Genomic DNA, 17,303 nt, shown 5'->3' on the forward strand with positions numbered 1-17,303 from the left:
TCGGGGGTAGGGCTTTGCGAGAGGCGCCGAGACGTGAGGAGCGAGTCGTGACGTACCCCTGGTTGTTCCCTGGCGGCCTGCCGTCGCTGTTCCATGCCGTGCCCACCTCACCGGATGCTCGGTTGGCCTGCCACCTGTTCGAGCGGATGCAGCGGGATCCGCTGCTGCGTGCCGAGCGCATCTGCATCGAGGTGCAGAACCGCGTGGTGATCCTGGAAGGAGCGGTCAGCGAGCCCGCCCTGAAGGTTCGTGCCCACACCCTCGCGTGGGCCACCCCCGAGGTGCACGACGTCAACAACCGGCTGTGCCCACCCGACGCGTGAGCGCCGCCGTGGCACCGCCGACCGGTCCTGGCCGGGAACAACCGCCAGGCAGGTGCCCCGAGATCCGGGCCGACCGGTCCGGAAGGCCGACTCCCGCGACGAGGAACTCCCGCCATGTCGAGAACCCGGGACCGGCTCCGTCCCCGCGGTGAACGCGATCAGAATGGGTCGCACCAGCACCGAGGAGAGACACCATGGCCAAGTACCTGCTACTGAAGCACTACCGCGGCGCCCCGGCTGCGGTCAACGACGTGCCCATGGACCAGTGGACGCCGGAGGAGATCTCGGCGCACATGCAGTACATGCAGGACTTCGCGACCCGGCTCGAGGGGACCGGCGAGTTCGTCGACGGCCAGGCGCTCGCCCCCGAGGGGACGTTCGTCCGGTACGACGGTGCGGGGCGCCCGCCGGTCACCGACGGCCCGTTCGCCGAGACCAAGGACCTCATCGCCGGCTGGATGGTGATCGACGTCGACGGCTACGAGCGGGCCGTCGAGTTGGCCGGGGAGCTGTCGGCCGCCCCCGGGGCGGGCGGGAGGCCGATCCACGAGTGGCTGGAGCTGCGCCCGTTCCTGACCGCGCCGCCCACCATCACGGAGTGACCTGATGGACGAGGCCCTGCTCCGGAGCCTCACACCCGGCGTGCTCGGGGTCCTCGTCCGCTGCGGAGCCGACTTCGCGGCGGCCGAGGACGCCGTGCAGGATGCGCTGGTCGAGGCGGTCCGCGCCTGGCCGGCCGACCCGCCACGGGACCCGAAGGGCTGGCTGGTGACCGTGGCCTGGCGCCGGTTCCTCGACGCGACGCGGGCCGACGCCGCCCGGCGCCGGCGTGAGGACCGCGTCGACGAGGAGCCGGTGCCCGGACCCGTGCCCGCGGTCGACGACACGCTCCAGCTCTACTTCCTGTGCGCCCACCCGTCGCTGACGCCGTCGTCCGCGGTCGCGCTGACGCTGCGCGCCGTCGGCGGGCTGACCACCCGCCAGATCGCGCAGGCATACCTGGTGCCCGAGGCAACCATGGCGCAACGCATCAGCCGGGCCAAGCGCACCGTCTCCGGCGTGCGGTTCGACCAGCCGGGCGACGCCGCCACCGTGCTGCGCGTCCTCTACCTGGTCTTCAACGAGGGCTACTCCGGCGACGTCGACCTCGCCGCCGAGGCCATCCGGCTCACCCGGCAGCTCGCGGCCGCGATCGACCACCCCGAGGTGGCGGGGCTGCTCGCCCTCATGCTGCTCCACCACGCCCGGTGCTCGGCCCGGACGGCGCCCGACGGCAGTCTGGTGCCGCTCGCCGAGCAGGACCGCGGCCGGTGGGACACCGCGGCGATCGCCGAGGGCGTCGAGATCCTCCAGGCGGCCCTCGCCCGCGACCGGCTGGGCGAGTTCCAGGCCCAGGCCGCCATAGCGGCACTCCACGCCGACGCGCCCGCCGCCGAGGAGACCGACTGGGTGCAGATCGTCGAGTGGTACGACGAGCTCGCGCGGCTGACCGACAGTCCGGTCGTCCGACTCAACCGTGCGGTGGCCGTCTGTGAGGCCGACGGACCGCGCGCCGGACTGGCGGCGCTCGTGGCGCTGGACGACTCACTGCCCCGCCACGCGGCGGTGGCGGCGTACCTCCATGAGCGCGACGGCGACCTGGCGACGGCGGCCCGGTTGTACGCCGAGGCGGCCCACAAGGCTCCCAACCTCGCCGAACGCGACCACCTCACGCGCCAGGCCGCCCGGCTCAACGCCCGCCGCTGTCCCTGATGGACACCCGTGTCGCGCCGACAGCGACGCCGGCCCGTCCCCTGGGGAACGGGCCGGCGTACGCGTCTGTCCAGGTCAGCGGATCCGGCGGCGACCGTAGGTGCCGGCGACGGCGGCCACACCGATCGCGGCGAAGACGATCTGGAGGGCCAGTTCGATCCAGTCGATGCCCCTGGTGTCGTCGACGCCGAGGGCGCCGGCGACGAGGGTGCCGAGGATCGCGGCGACCACGCCGATGAGCAGGGTCAGCCAGATCGGGATGTTCTGCTTGCCCGGTACGACCAGCCGACCCAGCGCGCCGATGATCAGGCCGATGATGATCGCGGTGAAGAAGCCGGTAACTTCCACGAGAGCCGTCCCTCCAGAGGGTTTGTCGTCGGTTTCGATCTTGCCTAGCGCCGCCGGCGTCGAAACCCTCGCTGTGCCGTCCGTCCGGCCCCTCAGCAGGGACGGAGTGACCGAGCGGGTGCCCGGGGGACCTGGGGTTCCCCGGGTGCCGGCATTCGCTGCGGTGCTACCTCGCGCCGGCCCACCGACCATCGGTCGGGCGCAGGATCGACGATCGGCAGGCGCGGCCCTCTGGTGTGGAGGATGCCCGGACCGGCGGCCGGTCAGGGCATGATCGCGGAGCGTCGGTCGGTGCTGTCCCACCGTAACCCGGCCCGGGGCCGGCGGGTCGGGTTACGCCGAACATGGCCACTGATGTCGGTGTCCCTCGGGGTTGCGGGCGCTCCCCGCGCGGGCACGCCTCATCGATCGGATCCGCCGCGTCGCCACGTCACGCCGTGGTCGTCGCTGTAGGTCTCCGGCCGGGAGTGGCGTGAGCGCCCGGCCCCGGCCCGCTCCCGCCGGTCCGGTCGACCCCGCGACCCGAGGGCGGCTCGCGCGGCGACTTCCCGCCCCCCGGCCGGTCGTCGCGGCGGTCAGCCGGCGCGGCGGGAGCGGGCCATGGCCAGCCCACCGAGGACCAGGGCGACCAGCCCCGTCACCAGGGCCAGGTAGGCTCCGCCTCGCCCGTTGCCGGTGCCGATGCCGCCGTCGGAGGTGGCGACCACCACAGCACCGAGGGCCATGCCGGTCAGCGCCGCCACCAGGGCGACGGTGGCGCCGAGCCGCCCGTTGCCGGTGCCGATCCTACTGCCGGGGCGGGCCAGGGCCAGCCCACCGACGAGCGCGCCGGCCAGTCCCAGTACGGCGGCCACGGTCGCGCCGAGTCGCCCGGCGCTCATGGCGAACACGTCGGCGGCGACCGGCTGGTCCGGGACGTGCGCGGCTGCCGGCGCGGCGAGCCCGAGTCCGAGTCCGAGTCCGCCGAGCGGGGCGGCTACGGCGGCGGCAAGCACCAGTCGGACCGACTTCAGGTTTCCTGACGAGCTCATGTCCGTCTCCTCTTCCGTGTGCCTCGTCGCCGAGGTGCGGCTGTCGGCCCGATCATCTCGCCGCGCGCACCGCCGGTCGTCGTGCGGGCGGATGCAGTTCGCGCTGCCATGGCTGGCGCAGTCGGCTGCTGCGGACGCGGCAGGCGACGGCGAGGGTACTGCGGGCGTGGTAGGCGGCCGCTCGTCTGCCAGGAGGAGTCGCCGGCGGCGGGATCTGGCTAAGGTGCGCCCATGCACACAGGACGGTTCGGCGTCCCGGCCGGTGTCAGAGACTGGGCGGTCGCCGTCGGCGTGGCAGCGACGCTGCTGGTCGCCGGGCTGTCCGGGAGCCGACCCGACGCCGGCCCGCCCGGCTACGCGCTGCTGGTGTCCGGCGGTCTGGCGCTGGCCGCCGCCCGGCGGGCTCCCGTCGCGGTCCTGGCCGTCACCGGGCTGTGCGCGGTGGGTCACCAGGCGGCCGGTCTCGACGTGCCCGCCGTCGCGTTCCTGTTCGCGGTGTACGCCGCCGTGCGGGCCGGCCACCGCACCGTCACGGTCGTGGCGGCGGTGGCGGTGCTGGCCGCTCTGCCGCTCGCGGCACTCGCCCTGCCACCGGCGCTGTCCGTGGGCGAGGCGCTCGCACGGGCCCGGGGGGCCCTGGAGCTGGCCTGGTTGGTCGCCGCCGGCGCGGCGGGCGAGGCGCTGCGGCAGGCCGAGCGGCGGGCGGACGAAGCCGAACGCACCCGGGAGGAGACGGCGCTGCGCCGCGCCGACGAGGAGCGGCTGCACATGGCGCGGGAACTGCACGACACGCTCACCCACCAGATCTCGGTCATCAAGGTGCAGGCCGAAGTGGCCGTCCACCTGGCCCGCAGGCGTGGTGAGCAGGTGCCGGAGGCCCTGCTGGTGATCCAGGAGGCCGGCCGTGAGGCGGCCCGGGAGCTGCGAGCGACCCTGGAGGCGCTGCGCGAGGTCGGCAGGACCCCGCCGCACGGGCTCGCCCACCTTCCGGAACTGGTGCAGCGTGCCCGACTGTCCGGCCTGGACGCGACGTTGACGATCGCGGGGCGACGACAGGACGTGCCGGCGGCGGTCGACCGGACCGCCTACCGGATCGTCCAGGAGTCCCTGACCAACGTCGCCCGTCATGCCGCCGCCGCCACGGCGTCGGTCCGGGTCGACTACCGTCCGGGCGCCCTCGCGATCCGGGTCGACGACGACGGCACGGCCACGCCGGGCGCCGCCCCGGTGCCGGGCGTCGGGCTGCTCGGGATGCGCGAACGCGTCACCGCCCTCGGGGGCCACCTGCGCGCGGAGCCACGCAGCGAGGGCGGCTTCACCGTCCACGCCGAACTCCCCGTGGGCGAAACGGCATGATCCGCGTCCTGCTGGTCGACGACCAGCCGCTCCTTCGCAGCGGATTCCGCGCGCTGCTCGACGTCGAAGACGACATCGAGGTGGTGGCCGAGGCCGCCGACGGGAAGGAGGGTCTGGCGCTCGCCAGGGAACACCTGCCCGACATCGCGCTCGTCGACATCCAGATGCCGGTCATGGACGGCATCGAGGCGACCCGGCGTATCGCTGCGGACCCGACCCTGGCCCGGGTGCACGTCGTCATCCTGACCAACTACGGACTCGACGAACACGTCTTCCACGCGCTGCGCGCCGGGGCCGCCGGCTTCCTCGTCAAGGACATCGAACCGGAGGACCTCCTGCACGCCGTACGGGTCGCCGCGCGCGGGGACGCGCTGCTGGCGCCGTCGATCACCCGCAGGCTGATCGACCGGTACGTCACCGAACCGCTCCACGGCAGTGCCGGGGCGAGCCTGATAGGGCTGACCAACCGCGAACGCGAGGCCGTCACCCTGGTGGCGAGGGGCCTGTCCAACGACCAGATCGCCGACCGCCTGGTGATCAGCCCACTGACCGCGAAGACCCACGTCAACCGTGCCATGGCCAAGCTCCATGCCCGGGACCGCGCCCAACTCGTGGTCCTCGCCTACGAATCCGGCCTGGTCGCCCCCCGTACCCGCTGACGTCGCCGGCCGGGGACCGAGGCACCTCAGGATCTGTCCTTGCCCGGTGACGTACGCCGAGATCACCTTCGCACGGTGGAACGGTAGGTCCGACGGCGCGGCCCGCCGGCGCGGCGGGATGCGGTTCGCTCTCGTCCCGGGTGGCCGGCCCACGCCCGGCTACGACGCGGCCCGATTCCAGCCCGCCGCGGGCCAGAACCTGAGCTGACTGGTCCAACGGTGGACGGCCGGTCCCACGCCACCTCGCCGGGCGTCAGACCGGCACGGTGGGGCGACCGCCGCCACCTACGAGGCGGCGGTCGGCTCGACGGTGAGCAGTGCGGCGAGCTGGCGCAGGAGGGCGGGACGGGCGCGGTAGTAGACCCAGGTGCCCCGCCGCTCGGCGTCCACCAGCCCCGCCTCGCGCAGTGTCTTCAGGTGGTGCGAGATCGTCGGCCCGGTGAGGTCGAAGGCCGGGGTGAGGTCGCAGACGCACGCCTCGCCGCCCTCCGCCGAGGCGATCATCGACATCAGCTGCAATCGGACGGGATCCCCGAGAGCCTTGAAGGCGGGAGCGAGCGCCGCGGCGGTCCCGGCCGGCACGCGGCGCTGGGCCAGGGGTGGGCAGCAGGGCGCGTCGGCGGTCAGATCCAGGCGGGGGGACGACGCCGCTTGCTTCGACATGCCTCTAGGTTGACATCGTTCTAATCAACGTGCAACCGTCTGCTTAGACAAACGTCGAGACAGGTTCCTCGAACCGACGGCAGACGACAGAAGGAGTGCTGGTGGACGAGTTGCTGACGGCCGAGACCACCGTCCGACCCATGCGTCCGCGCGACGCCGGACGGGTGCTGGCGATCTACCAGGCAGGTCTGGACGAGGGCGAGGCCAGCTTCGAGACGACGGCGCCGACCTGGGCCGCCTTCGACGCGGCCAGACTGCCCGAGCACCGCTTCGTGGCCGTCGACGGCGGCGACACCGTCGTCGGCTGGGTGGCCGTCTCGCCGACCTCGGCCCGCGCCGTCTACGCCGGGGTGGTGGAGCACTCCGTCTACGTCGACCCCGGCGCGCGGGGCCGCGGCGTGGCCCGGATCCTGCTGGACACGCTCGTCGTCTCCACCGAGGCGGCCGGCATCTGGACCATCCAGTCCGGTGTCTTCCCGGAGAACGCCGCCAGCCTCGGCCTGCACCAGCGGGCCGGCTTCCGCGTCATCGGCGTCCGGGAGCGGGTGGGGCGCCACCGCGGCCGATGGCGCGACGTCGTCCTCATCGAGCGACGCAGTCCCGTCATCACCTGACCGGTCCCGGCCTGTCCGGGCCCGCACCCCGTCCAATGCGTTGATTCGATATTCATCTACCCAGTGGAGTTGTCTGATGAGCACTCTGAACGACCTGCCCGTCGTGGTGATCGGCGCCGGACCGGTGGGCCTGGCCGCCGCCGCGCACCTGCACGAGCGCGGCATCGCCTTCACCGTCCTGGAGGCCGGCGACGCCCCGGGCGCGGCGGTGCGGCAGTGGGGGCACGTGCGGCTGTTTTCCCCGTGGCGGTACGACGTCGATCCCGCCGCCCGCCGGCTCCTCGACGACGCCGGCTGGGTCGCCCCCGACCCGGAGGCCCTGCCCACCGGCGCGGAACTGGCCGCCGACTACCTCCAGCCCCTCGCGGAGTTGCCGGCCCTCAAGCCGCACCTGCGACTCGGCGCCCGGGTCGAGGCGATCAGCCGCCTCGGCCTGGACCGGTTGCGCACCGCGGGCCGCGAGCACACGCCCTTCCTGATCCGCCTCGCCGGCGGCGACGAACTCCTCGCCCGCGCGGTCGTCGACGCCTCCGGCACCTGGTCCGCCCCGAACGTCCTCGGTGCCTCCGGCCTGCCCGCCCGTGGGGAGGCCGACGCCGCCGACTTCCTGGAGCACGCGCTGCCGGACGTCCTCGGTGCGGACCGGTCCCGGTTCGCCGGCCGGCACACCCTCGTCGTGGGCGCGGGGCACTCCGCCGCGAACACCCTGCTGTCCCTGGCGGAGTTGGCCGGCGCCGAAGCCGGCACCACGGTCACCTGGGCGATCCGCTCGGCCGACCCCGCCCGCACGTACGGCGGTGGGGACGCCGATGCCCTCCCGGCGCGTGGCGTCCTCGGCTCCCGGCTGCGTGAGCACGTCGACGCCGGCCGGATCCGACTGCTCACCGGCTTCTCCGTGCACGCGCTCACCCCGACCGACAGCCGCGTCGCGGTCGTCGTCCGGCACGCCGACGGCGGCGAGGAGTCGATCACGGTGGACCGGATCGTCGCCGCGACCGGCTTCCGGCCCGACCACTCGATCGCCGCCGAGCTGCGGCTGGACCTGGACCCGGTGATGGGCGCCACCCGGGCCCTGGCCCCGCTGATCGACCCGAACGAGCACTCCTGCGGCACCGTGCCCCCGCACGGGGTCGACGAGCTGTCACACCCGGAGGCCGGCTACTACGCCGTCGGCATGAAGAGCTACGGCCGGGCCCCGACCTTCCTCATGGCCACCGGCTACGAGCAGGTCCGCTCCGTCGTCGCCGCCCTCGCGGGGGACTGGGCGGCCGCCCGCGAGGTCCAGCTGGACCTGCCAGCGACCGGGGTGTGCAACAGCAACCCCGCCGACTCCGTCGACGGCACCGACTGCTGCGGCCCGGCCCCCGCCGCCGAGCGGGTCGGACGCGGCCTCGCCACCGGCATCTCCGGTGGCCTGCTGTCCACGCCGCTGCGCCCGGTGACCCTCGACATGGCCGTCCGTGACGAGCCGGCGAGCGCGCAGACCGAGGTGACCCTCGACGCCGCCCCCGGCGACGGATCGGCCGGTGGCTGCTGCGCCAGCTGATGCCCGCAGCGACGTGGTGCCCGCCGACCGGACGGTCGGCGGGCACCACGCCACCCGCGGCCGACGGATCGTCGCCGCGCTCGCCATCACCCAGACCGTCGGCTACGGCACCCTCCACTACGCCTACCCCCACAGCCGGCGGGCTGCCGCGGACGGTACCGGATCGGCGGCCCGGGGGAGCGGCCTGCTCAGATGGAGGTGTGCCGATTGACAAAGTTTACACTCCAAACTTAATCTGCGGTTCGCGATCGGGTGCCGGCCGCGTTCGGGGCGGCACCGCCACCGTCCCGTCCCAGCGGTAACCAGGCGAGGAGCGTCATGGCCGAGACACGAGGCACGACGAGAAGAACCCGACGACGACTGAGCCTGGTCACCGGCGTCGTCACGCTGCTGGTGGTGAGCCTCGGCCTGACGTTCGCCGCGAGCGCGCACGCGGCAGCCGGCTGCCGGGTGGCGTACTCGGCCAACGAGTGGCCCGGTGGCTTCACCGCGAACGTGGCCGTGAGCAACCTCGGTGACCCGATCGACGGCTGGCGACTGACCTGGACGTTTCCCGCCGGGCAGCGGGTGACCTCGGCGTGGAACGCCACCGTGACCTCCGCCGGCGCCGACGTCACCGCGGCCGACGTCGGCTACAACGCCGCCATCGGCACCAACGGCACGGTGTCGTTCGGCTTCAACGGCTCGTGGTCCGGCGCCAACACCGCCCCCACGTCGTTCGCGCTCAACGGCCTCACCTGCACCGGCGGCGTCGGCCCCACCACCGCCCCGCCGACCACCGCCCCGCCGACCACTCCGCCGCCGACCAGCCCGCCACCTACCGGTGACCCGCTGGCGTACGTGGCCGCGATGCAGCCGGGCTGGAACCTCGGCAACACCTTCGACGCGGTCGGCAGCGACGAGACGGCCTGGGGCAACCCACGGGTCACCCAGGCGCAGTTGGACGCCGTCCGGGCGCAGGGCTTCAACAGCATCCGGATCCCGGTCACCTGGAGCAACCACCACGGCCCCGCGCCGGCGTACACCATCGACCCGGCATGGCTGAACCGGATCAAGGAGGTCGTCGGCTGGGCCCTGGACGACGGCTTCTACGTGATGATCAACCTGCACCACGACTCGTGGCAGTGGATCCACGAGATGCCGGCCAACCGCACCACCGTCCTCAACCGCTACAACGCGCTCTGGACCCAGATCGCGGCCGCGTTCCGGGACGCCTCGCCGAGGCTGCACTTCGAGAGCGTCAACGAGCCGCAGTTCGCCAACAGCTCCGGCGACGCGCAGAACGCGCAGCTGCTGCACGAACTGAACACGTCCTTCCACCGCGTCGTGCGCGCCTCCGGCGGCAACAACGCCACCCGGATGCTCGTGCTGCCGACCCTGCACACCTCGTCGGAGCAGGCGCGCGTCGACGAGCTGGCCAGCACCTTCGCCCAGCTCGGCGACCGCAACCTCATCGCCACCGTGCACTTCTACGGCTACTGGCCGTTCAGCGTGAACGTCGCCGGGGGCACCCGCTTCGACGCCACCGCCCAAAAGGACCTGACCGACGCCTTCGACCGGGTGCGCGCCGCCTTCGTCGCCAAGGGGATCCCGGTGGTCATCGGCGAGTACGGCCTGCTGGGCTTCGACCGGCACACCGGCACCATCCAGCAGGGCGAGAAGCTGAAGTTCTTCGAGTTCCTCGGCTGGTACGCCAGGACCAGGCAGATCACCACCCAACTCTGGGACAACGGGCAGCACTTCGACCGGGTCACCTTCCGGTGGCAGGACCCGGAGCTGTTCGCGCAGCTCAGGTCGAGCTGGACCACCCGTTCCGGGACGGCCTCGTCCGACCAGGTGTACGTGCCGCGTACCGGCTCGATCACCGCCAGGACGCTCTCGGTGAACCTGAACGGCACCACCTTCCAGGGGCTGTACCAGGGCGGCACCGCCCTCGTACGGGGCGCCGACTACACCGTGTCGGGCAACCAGCTCACGCTGACCGCGGGCGCGCTGACCCGGCTGGTCGGCAACCGGGCGTACGGCGTGAACGCCACCCTGCACGCGCGGTTCTCCGCCGGGGTGCCGTGGCGGATCGACGTGGTCACGTACGACCCTCCGGTGCTGTCGAACGCGACGGGGACCACCACCTCGTTCGCCGTCGCGACCCGGTTCCGTGGTGACCAGCTCGCCACCATGGCGGCGAGGTACGCCGACGGCCGCAACGCCGGCCCGCACGACTGGACGCCGTTCAAGGAGTACGACGTGGCCTTCGCGCCCGACTACCCGGGCAACCGGATCACGCTGACCGACACCTTCTTCGCCGCGGTCGACGACGGTGCCCGGGTGACGCTCACCTTCCACTTCTGGAGCGGCACGACCGTCACCTACCACGTCACGAAGTCGGGTGGCAGCGTCACCGGCGTCGCGGCCAGCGTCGCCCGGGTGGGCTGACCCGGCACCGGTGTCTCCCGGCCGCGACGGGCCGTGGCCGCCAGCCGGTCACGGCCCGTCGCGTACCCGGCGGGTGGTCATCGACTGCGAGCCCCGCCGCCCGACGGCGATCCGGTGGGGCGGGCGCGGACGGGGTCGCTGAAGGTGCTGACGCCGGGAACCAGCAGCGTGACGGCGCTGGCCGCGGCGGTCAGGAGGGCCGCCGCGACGAGCGTGGGCCGGATCCCGAACGCCGCGACCGCGGGCCCGGTGAGGGCGTAGCCGACCGGCAGCAGGGCGAAGGCGCTGAGCTGGTCCAGGGCGAGGGTCTTGCCCAGCACCTGGGCGGGGATCTCGCGTTGCAGGGCGGACAGCCAGTAGAGGAAGTAGATCTCCACGACGAATCCGCCGAGGGCGAAGCAGGCCGCCGTGACCGGCAGCGGCAGGGCGAAGGCGAGACTGGCGGGCAGGGCGGCGTACGTGGTGAGGGCGAGCATGCTGACCGTGCCGGGCCGTCGGGGCCGCCACCGGCCGGCCAGCGCGATGGCGGGCAGGGCGCCGGCGGCGGCAGCGGCGAGGACGACCCCGTAGGCGAGTTCGCCGCCGAGGCGTTCCGCGGCGATCAGCGGCAGCAGCGTCAGGCTGGGGGCGGTGCCGGCGAAGAGCTGCACCGCCACGGCGGCCATGACGGCGGCGACCCAGGGGCGGCGCCGAACGGTGGCGATGCCGGCCCGGGCGTCGGCCAGGACGCTGCTGCCGGGCCGCGTGCCGGCGGCGGTGTCGCGTACGCCCAGCACCGCCAGGGCGCCGGTGGCGAAGAGGAGGGCGGCCAGACCCAGCGCGGCGTGAATGCCGATGGCGGTGACGATCGCGGCGCCGGCGAGCGCCCCGAGGAGCATCGCGGAGCGCTGTACGGCGGAGACCAGGGCGTTGCCGCGTACCAGCAGGTCGGCGGGGAGCAGGGCCGGGATCAGCGAGCGCATGGCCGGCCGGGACAGGGACTCGGCCACGCCGGACAGCGCGGTGACGATGCCGAGCGCGGCCAGGGGCAGGTCGTTCAGGGCGAACAGCGTCCCGACGACGACGGCGGTGCGCAGCACATCGGCGGTGAACAGGATCCGGGGCCGCGAGACCCGGTCGGCGAGGATGCCGCCGGCGAGCAGGCAGACCACCAGGGCGATCGCCCGGCCGGCGAGGATGACGGCGATGGTGCCGGCCCCGGCCCCGAGTTGTACGGCGTGCAGCGCGAACGCGACCGGCAGGATCTGGTCGCCGACCGCCCCGGCGGACTGGCTGGCCCACACCCGCAGGAACCGGGGATGATGGCTCAGCTTCTGCGCCGGCGCGGTGGTGGGGCTGGTGGTCGCGCTCACGGCCCGCGACGCCTCGGCCGGCGGCCCGGGTCGATGCGGCCGGTCGGGCTCATCCGAGCCGGTCCGGACCGCTCGCCAGGTCGGCGGGTGACCGGTGGGTGCTGGCGGCCAGGCGGGCCGGGGGCGGGTACTCCGGCCCGGCGGGACTGGCGCCGTCACCGGGTGCGGGATTGCCGGCGGAGAGCAGGTAGGTGGCGAACTCGTGGTCGCCGTCCACCCCGAGCATCTCCTCGACGCGGCTGTCGTGGAACGCCACGGTCTGGAACGGCGCCAGGCCGAGCGCGGTGCAGGTCAGCGCGAAGGTCTGGCCGTAGTGGCCGGCGTCGAACATCCACAGCCGGTACGCCCGGGGGTGCCGGTACTTCCAGGACAGGCGGGCGGCGACGGTGGTGGTGAGGCAGGTGAAGGCCCCCTGGTAGGAGGGTTCCTGCTGGTAGGCCAGGGCGGCGACGCGCTGCCGGTCGACGGTGGCGTCGAGGAGTTCGAGGCGGTGCACCTCGGGAGCGTAGTGGTAGAGGCCGGCCGGCACCCCCGTGACGTCGTGGACGACCACGTAGCACTCCACTTCGTGCCGGCCGCCGGCAGAGGCGCTGACGCGTCCCTGCTGTGGGCCGAAGGCGCCGCCGTCGAGGAAGCGCTGGGGCGCGAAGGTGCAGGCCAGCACGGTGGCGAGCGCGTCGATGCCGACCGGGGTCCCGGCGAACGCGCGATGGGTGCGCCGGGCGGCGAACACCTCCTCGACGGGCGTACGCAGCGGCAGCGCGCGGCGGGGAAGGTGCACGGCCGGGGCGTGCGGGTATCGCTTGAACGGCGCCGGAGGCTCGCCGTCGGCGGCGATCTGCGCGGCGGTGGCGTCACGTCGCGGCGAATCCACCAGGTAGTTGGCGTCGCGGGCCTCGGTGTGCATGCGGGACGCGATCGGCCCCCAGTGTCGCCAGACGGGCGGGGTGGAATCGTCGTCGGTGTCGGCGACGAGGATGCCGGCGTCGCGGAGCTTGTGGAGCGCTTCCGTCGCGGCTTCGGCGGTCTCGTCCCCGAAGTGGGCGGCGACCTCGTCGACGTCGGTGTAGTCGGAAAGGCGTTGCAACAGGGCGAAGAGGTCGGGGGTGACGCGCAGCCATCGGCGTTGGCCGGGCAGGGCGATCATCAGCGCATCGCTGTCCCAGCGGCAGATGAGCTGGTCGCGGCGACGTACACGCATTCCGATGCCTTTCCGGGGACGACGCACGATGGACGGAAATGGTGCCGGACCCGCGTGCGGGTCCGGCACCGGGCTCGTCAGACGGCCCCGTGGTTCAGGACTTCCTCGTTCGTCTCGACGATCACGATGTCGAAGGCCATGGCTCGTACCTCCTCTCCGGCGCGGTGGGCTCGGTGCACCCCTGGACGGGACCGTCTCCGCCGGCTCTCGAGACGGGCGTTCGGGGGAACTCGGTGCCGCGCAGACGCATTCGGGACGGCAGCGGATCGGCTGACCCGTGCGGCGGGGTGGTCGCCTTCGGCTGCTTTCGGGAGGCCTGTCGAAAATGCGGGACAGTTCTCCGAACGGCGCACCGTCACGACAACTCCTCCCATCCGTTCTCGCTCGCGGCAATAGAGAGACGGTAACGAATGTGTCGGCCTCCTGCCAAGGGATCGGCAGTCATTCATCCATCGACATACAGCGAGAATCAATGGGAATGCGAGGAAATCGAGAGGGACCCTTGAGGGAAGGGAGCGGAGCGCGGGTCCGAGGCGGGGGAACCCGCTTCCGGTAAGGGAATTCCCGCTCAGTGGGCCGACAGCGGGCCATTCGTGTGCGCAATGGTTCAGGGCGACGGCGAGCCGTGACGTGACCTCGCCGTCACCCTTTCGCCTGTGCCGCCGCAGTACGCCGGCGCGCCCGCCACGGGCCGGCGATCCTGGCGTACCCGGGCTGACTCTGCGAGCGGCCGAGCGGGCCGCGCGCCGCCGCCTCTGACGTCGAACGCCCGTGAGCCGCCGGTTGACCTGGTCAGGTCCAGGTCAACCGGCGGCTCCACGCGGACGGCGGGGGAGAGCCGGACGCTCGCCCTTCGAGGCGGGAGGGTCAGACGGCCCCGACGGCCACCGGCTCGGGGGCGGGCGCCGGTGCGGGAGCGCCCGCGGGAACGGCGACGGGAGCCGGCGACTCCTCGGGCAGGTACCTGCCGAGCTTGCGGATCCGCCTGGCGTTGTTCGCCATGACGTCGATCGACGGCAGGTCGGCGTCGATCCGCACCGTCGTCGGGCTCGCCGCGGCGGTGTGGATGTTGTTCAGCAGGGTGTGGAACGACCGGGGGAACAGGGAGCTGACGAACTTCGACTGCTGCCGGCCGCGCCGGATGCTGGCCACCGGCTTCGACCAGTCGATCTGGGCCGGCCGGAACCGGTGCTGCCGGATCAGCTCCCGGCGGAACGTCGCCCACGGCACCAGCTTCAGCTTGAACCGCTCGGCGATCTCCTCGGTCGTCACGGGGGTCACCGGATAGCTGATCACCCTTGGCGCGTTCGACAGGGCGTTGGCCACCACGGAGCGGGCCAGCACGTCGCCCGCCACCACCGGACTGGTGACCTCCGAGTCCCAGACCATCCCGAGCTGGAGGATGTGGGAGATCATGTTCCAGAACGAGTACTCCATCCCGGGGTCCTTGAACCCGGTGCTCGGGCCGCCCAGCGCGAACGGCGCCTGGTAGATGTGGATCGGCACGCCGTCGCGGTTGGCCCGCAGGCCGATGTGCTTGACGACCCACTTCATCCGGCTGTAGCCGGTGTAGAAGAAGCTGTTGCGGTAGAAGTCGCGCCACTGCTGGTAGACCTCGCTGCCGACCGAGCCGATGACGTGCAGCGTCTTGAAGCGCTTCTGCAGACAGAACTCGGCGAGCCGCAGCGTCGGCAGGACCTTCTCGTCGCGGTACCGGGAGTAGGGGTAGTCGTGGGTCGTCGCCCCCGCGGCGTCGATGACCACGTCGACCTCGGTGAGCAACTCGTCGTACGCGGCGGGGGCGAGGCCCATCGCCGGGTCCAGGTAACTGCCCTCCAGGACGGACAGCTTCCCGGTGTCGGGCAGCTCCATCTTGTACTTGCGCAGCTGCCGGGCGATGCGGTCCTCGCCGGACTTGTCGCCCTTGCGGCGTACCAGGGCGTAGACCGTCGCGACCCGCGCGTCGCCGAGGAGTTCACGCAGCATGTGCATGCCGACGAAGCCGTTCGCGCCCAGCAGGAGCACGTTCTTCGGCTCGTTCTCGCCGCGTCGCGGAAGTCTCTTCGCGACCGTCCGCGGATCCTCCGAGTAGCCGAGCGAGATCCGGTTGGGGTTGCCCATCGAGAGCGCGATGCGGTCGCTGTTGTGTCGCAGGAAGATGTGCATGGGTCCGCCTTTGCCTGAAGGTGAGGGTCGTGGAGCCGGAACGGGGGCGGCGGGCCGTCAGGCCACGCGCCGCTCCAGGTGCTGCCAGAACCTTTCCCGCAGCTCCCGCCGGAGGAGTTTTCCGCTGGGGTTGCGGGGCAGCTGGTCGACGAACTCGTAGCTCGCCGGGATCTTGAAGTCGGCGATCCGTTCCCGCAGGAACGGGGTGAGGTCGCGGGCGGTCACGGTCTGGTCGGGGTGGGGCACCACGAAGCAGTGCACGACCTCGCCCCAGTGCTCGTGCGGCACGGCGACGGCGGCGGCCTCGACCACGCCCGGGTACGCGCAGACCGCGTTCTCGATCTCCGCCGGATAGACGTTCTCGCCGGCCACGATGATCGTGTCCTTGATCCGGTCGCGGACGAACAGGAAGCCCTCGTCGTCCAGGTAGCCGGCGTCGCCGGTGTGCAGCCAGCCGTTGACCAGGGTCGCGGCGGTGGCTTCGGGCAGCCCCCGGTACCCGATCATCCGCGCCGGGGTCGACAGGCAGATCTCGCCGACCTCGTACGGAGGCAGGACCCGGCCCGTACCGTCAATGATCTTGACGCCGAAGCCCGGATACGGCAGGCCGGCCGCCTGCATGTGCGGCCCGCCGACGACGTGCGCCGACGGTGGCAGGCAGACGGCGGTGTTGCCGCTCTCGGACAGGCCGTAGATCTGCGCGAAGTCGCAGTCGAACATCTCGATGCTGCGGCCGAGCAGCGCCTCGGAGATCGGCGACCCGCCATAGACGATCTTGCGCAGCGAGGCGAAGTCCTCCCGTCTGGGCCGGGGCGGCGCGAGCATCATCTGCAACTGGGCCGGCACGACACACGCCGTGGTTATGCCGTGCCGCCGGATGAGGCGGACCGCCTCGTGCCCGGCGAACACCCGGACCGACACGTTGGTGATGCCGGCGCTGAAGCCCTGGATCGACCACCAGAGCCCACCGATGTGGAACCCGGGGATGCCGATCAGGCTCACGTCGTCCGGGCGCCAGTCGATCCAGTCCAGCCCCTCGCCGGCGAGCGCGTCACGCACCGCGAAGAAGCTGCGGTGGGCCAGCACGACACCCTTGGGGTTGCCCGTCGTGCCGCTGGTGTAGACCTGGGCCAGGGGCTGCTCCTCGGTCCAGGCCGGGTCCAGGTCGCCGTCCTCGTCGCCCTGCCAGCCCGTGAAGTCGGCCAGCGACACCACCGCGCGCAGCTCGGGCAGGTCCGGTCGCAGCGTGTCGGCGGTGGCCAGCAGGTCCTCGTCGCAGAAGAGGACCGTGCTGCCGGAGTCGCGCATGATGTGGCGGATCTCGCCGGCGCGCAGCCGCCAGTTGATGGGCACCAGCACGGTGCCGGTCTTGGCGCAGGCGAACAGCACGTCGTAGTAGTGCTCGGACTCCTTGCCGAGGTAGGCGACGCGGTCCCCGGCCGTCGCCCCCGCGCGCCGCAGGGCGTGCGCCGTCCGGTTGCTCGACCGGTGCAGCTCGGCGTAGCTGACCGTACGGTCCTCGCAGTGCACCGCCGGGTGCTCCGGGCGCCGCGCGGCGTGGAAGGCGACGACGTCGTGCACCGTGCGCAGCTGCGGGTGGTACGCCCTCATCGGCTCGTCCCGTCCGGGACCGTCAGCGTCTCATCGAGGTAACGCACGATCGCCGGGCCGGATGCCAGGGCCGGCAGCAGGTTCGGGTCGATCTCGATGCCGAACGTCTTCTCGAGCGCCATCATGAGCTGGATCTGGCGCAGCGAGGTCCAGCCCGGCACGGTGTCCGGGTCCAGCCGTTCGGGCAGCTCGTCAGGCGCGACACCGAACACCGAGGCGACCACCTCGCGGACACGGGTCTCCAACAT

General features: G+C 72.7%; 17 protein-coding genes. 9 read left to right on the forward strand and 8 right to left on the reverse strand.

The window, feature by feature from the left end; translation table 11 throughout:
- Positions 1 to 47 precede the first annotated feature (47 nt).
- The 3 genes from KBX06_RS27890 (at position 48) to KBX06_RS17460 (ending at position 2,075) form a co-directional block, all read left to right on the forward strand.
- Positions 48 to 323, forward strand: coding sequence for a BON domain-containing protein (locus tag KBX06_RS27890; protein ID WP_210836110.1), 276 nt, complete (start codon positions 48 to 50; stop codon positions 321 to 323).
- 194 nt (positions 324 to 517) lie between these two features.
- On the forward strand, positions 518 to 925 hold the full coding sequence (locus KBX06_RS17455) for a YciI family protein (protein ID WP_210836111.1): 408 nt from the start codon (positions 518 to 520) through the stop codon (positions 923 to 925).
- Between the two features lie 4 nt (positions 926 to 929).
- A complete protein-coding gene (locus KBX06_RS17460) occupies positions 930 to 2,075 on the forward strand; it encodes an RNA polymerase sigma factor (protein WP_210836112.1) in 1,146 nt (381 codons plus the stop codon).
- Between the two features lie 75 nt (positions 2,076 to 2,150).
- Here the strand turns inward: KBX06_RS17460 and KBX06_RS17465 are convergent, their stop codons facing one another.
- Together KBX06_RS17465 and KBX06_RS17470 are read right to left on the reverse strand one after the other, a co-directional pair.
- Positions 2,151 to 2,423 (reverse strand): GlsB/YeaQ/YmgE family stress response membrane protein, encoded by a 273-nt coding sequence (locus KBX06_RS17465; RefSeq protein WP_210836113.1) that lies wholly within the window; start codon positions 2,421 to 2,423, stop codon positions 2,151 to 2,153.
- Between the two features lie 575 nt (positions 2,424 to 2,998).
- Positions 2,999 to 3,454: a DUF6223 family protein gene (locus tag KBX06_RS17470; RefSeq protein WP_210836115.1), complete on the reverse strand. Its 456-nt coding sequence runs from the start codon at positions 3,452 to 3,454 to the stop codon at positions 2,999 to 3,001.
- 231 nt (positions 3,455 to 3,685) lie between these two features.
- Between KBX06_RS17470 and KBX06_RS17475 the strand changes: the two genes are divergently transcribed.
- Entirely contained in the window at positions 3,686 to 4,810 is a 1,125-nt protein-coding gene (locus KBX06_RS17475; protein WP_210836117.1) for a sensor histidine kinase, read from the forward strand.
- Complete coding sequence (locus KBX06_RS17480; RefSeq protein WP_210836119.1) at positions 4,807 to 5,469, forward strand: response regulator transcription factor; 663 nt, start codon at positions 4,807 to 4,809, stop codon at positions 5,467 to 5,469. Before KBX06_RS17475 ends, KBX06_RS17480 begins: the two co-directional genes overlap by 4 nt.
- A gap of 285 nt (positions 5,470 to 5,754) precedes the next feature.
- On the opposite strand, the gene KBX06_RS17485 is transcribed toward KBX06_RS17480, so the two are convergent.
- On the reverse strand, positions 5,755 to 6,132 hold the full coding sequence (locus KBX06_RS17485; RefSeq protein WP_210836121.1) for a metalloregulator ArsR/SmtB family transcription factor: 378 nt from the start codon (positions 6,130 to 6,132) through the stop codon (positions 5,755 to 5,757).
- 140 nt (positions 6,133 to 6,272) lie between these two features.
- Between KBX06_RS17485 and KBX06_RS17490 the strand changes: the two genes are divergently transcribed.
- From KBX06_RS17490 to KBX06_RS17505, 4 genes are all read left to right on the forward strand, one after another.
- Complete coding sequence (locus tag KBX06_RS17490) at positions 6,273 to 6,746, forward strand: GNAT family N-acetyltransferase (protein WP_210836320.1); 474 nt, start codon at positions 6,273 to 6,275, stop codon at positions 6,744 to 6,746.
- A 76-nt stretch (positions 6,747 to 6,822) separates the two neighbouring features.
- Positions 6,823 to 8,292 (forward strand): FAD-dependent oxidoreductase, encoded by a 1,470-nt coding sequence (locus KBX06_RS17495; RefSeq protein ID WP_210836123.1) that lies wholly within the window; start codon positions 6,823 to 6,825, stop codon positions 8,290 to 8,292.
- Positions 8,273 to 8,503: a hypothetical protein gene (locus KBX06_RS27895; protein WP_247686126.1), complete on the forward strand. Its 231-nt coding sequence runs from the start codon at positions 8,273 to 8,275 to the stop codon at positions 8,501 to 8,503. Before KBX06_RS17495 ends, KBX06_RS27895 begins: the two co-directional genes overlap by 20 nt.
- A 107-nt stretch (positions 8,504 to 8,610) precedes the next feature.
- Complete coding sequence (locus KBX06_RS17505) at positions 8,611 to 10,725, forward strand: cellulase family glycosylhydrolase (RefSeq protein ID WP_210836125.1); 2,115 nt, start codon at positions 8,611 to 8,613, stop codon at positions 10,723 to 10,725.
- Between the two features lie 77 nt (positions 10,726 to 10,802).
- Here the strand turns inward: KBX06_RS17505 and KBX06_RS17510 are convergent, their stop codons facing one another.
- From KBX06_RS17510 to KBX06_RS17530, 5 genes are all read right to left on the reverse strand, one after another.
- A complete protein-coding gene (locus KBX06_RS17510; protein WP_210836127.1) occupies positions 10,803 to 12,077 on the reverse strand; it encodes an MFS transporter in 1,275 nt (424 codons plus the stop codon).
- Positions 12,078 to 12,126: 49 nt separating this feature from the next.
- Positions 12,127 to 13,278, reverse strand: coding sequence for a SagB/ThcOx family dehydrogenase (locus tag KBX06_RS17515; protein ID WP_210836129.1), 1,152 nt, complete (start codon positions 13,276 to 13,278; stop codon positions 12,127 to 12,129).
- Positions 13,279 to 14,145: 867 nt separating this feature from the next.
- Positions 14,146 to 15,444 carry an SDR family oxidoreductase gene (locus KBX06_RS17520; RefSeq protein WP_210836131.1) on the reverse strand — a complete coding sequence of 433 codons (1,299 nt, stop codon included), beginning with the start codon at positions 15,442 to 15,444 and terminating at the stop codon, positions 14,146 to 14,148.
- A 57-nt stretch (positions 15,445 to 15,501) separates the two neighbouring features.
- Positions 15,502 to 17,055: a long-chain-fatty-acid--CoA ligase gene (locus KBX06_RS17525; RefSeq protein ID WP_210836133.1), complete on the reverse strand. Its 1,554-nt coding sequence runs from the start codon at positions 17,053 to 17,055 to the stop codon at positions 15,502 to 15,504.
- Positions 17,052 to 17,303, reverse strand: a complete 252-nt coding sequence (locus tag KBX06_RS17530; protein WP_210836135.1) for an acyl carrier protein — start codon at positions 17,301 to 17,303, stop codon at positions 17,052 to 17,054. Before KBX06_RS17530 ends, KBX06_RS17525 begins: the two co-directional genes overlap by 4 nt.

Origin of the sequence: Micromonospora sp. C31 (assembly GCF_018070575.1) — a bacterium.
Taxonomy (GTDB): domain Bacteria; phylum Actinomycetota; class Actinomycetes; order Mycobacteriales; family Micromonosporaceae; genus Micromonospora.

Bases quoted from the DNA above. Each gene is read 5' to 3' on its own strand.
- KBX06_RS17455 (WP_210836111.1), top strand. From the start codon at position 518: ATGGCCAAGTACCTGCTACTGAAGCACTACCGCGGCGCCCCGGCTGCG.
- KBX06_RS17460 (WP_210836112.1), top strand. From the start codon at position 930: ATGGACGAGGCCCTGCTCCGGAGCCTCACACCCGGCGTGCTCGGGGTC.
- KBX06_RS17470 (WP_210836115.1), bottom strand. From the start codon at position 3,454: ATGAGCTCGTCAGGAAACCTGAAGTCGGTCCGACTGGTGCTTGCCGCC.
- KBX06_RS17475 (WP_210836117.1), top strand. From the start codon at position 3,686: ATGCACACAGGACGGTTCGGCGTCCCGGCCGGTGTCAGAGACTGGGCG.
- KBX06_RS17480 (WP_210836119.1), top strand. From the start codon at position 4,807: ATGATCCGCGTCCTGCTGGTCGACGACCAGCCGCTCCTTCGCAGCGGA.
- KBX06_RS17485 (WP_210836121.1), bottom strand. From the start codon at position 6,132: ATGTCGAAGCAAGCGGCGTCGTCCCCCCGCCTGGATCTGACCGCCGAC.
- KBX06_RS17490 (WP_210836320.1), top strand. From the start codon at position 6,273: ATGCGTCCGCGCGACGCCGGACGGGTGCTGGCGATCTACCAGGCAGGT.
- KBX06_RS17495 (WP_210836123.1), top strand. From the start codon at position 6,823: ATGAGCACTCTGAACGACCTGCCCGTCGTGGTGATCGGCGCCGGACCG.
- KBX06_RS17505 (WP_210836125.1), top strand. From the start codon at position 8,611: ATGGCCGAGACACGAGGCACGACGAGAAGAACCCGACGACGACTGAGC.
- KBX06_RS17515 (WP_210836129.1), bottom strand. From the start codon at position 13,278: ATGCGTGTACGTCGCCGCGACCAGCTCATCTGCCGCTGGGACAGCGAT.
- KBX06_RS17520 (WP_210836131.1), bottom strand. From the start codon at position 15,444: ATGCACATCTTCCTGCGACACAACAGCGACCGCATCGCGCTCTCGATG.
- KBX06_RS17525 (WP_210836133.1), bottom strand. From the start codon at position 17,055: ATGAGGGCGTACCACCCGCAGCTGCGCACGGTGCACGACGTCGTCGCC.
- KBX06_RS17530 (WP_210836135.1), bottom strand. From the start codon at position 17,303: ATGTTGGAGACCCGTGTCCGCGAGGTGGTCGCCTCGGTGTTCGGTGTC.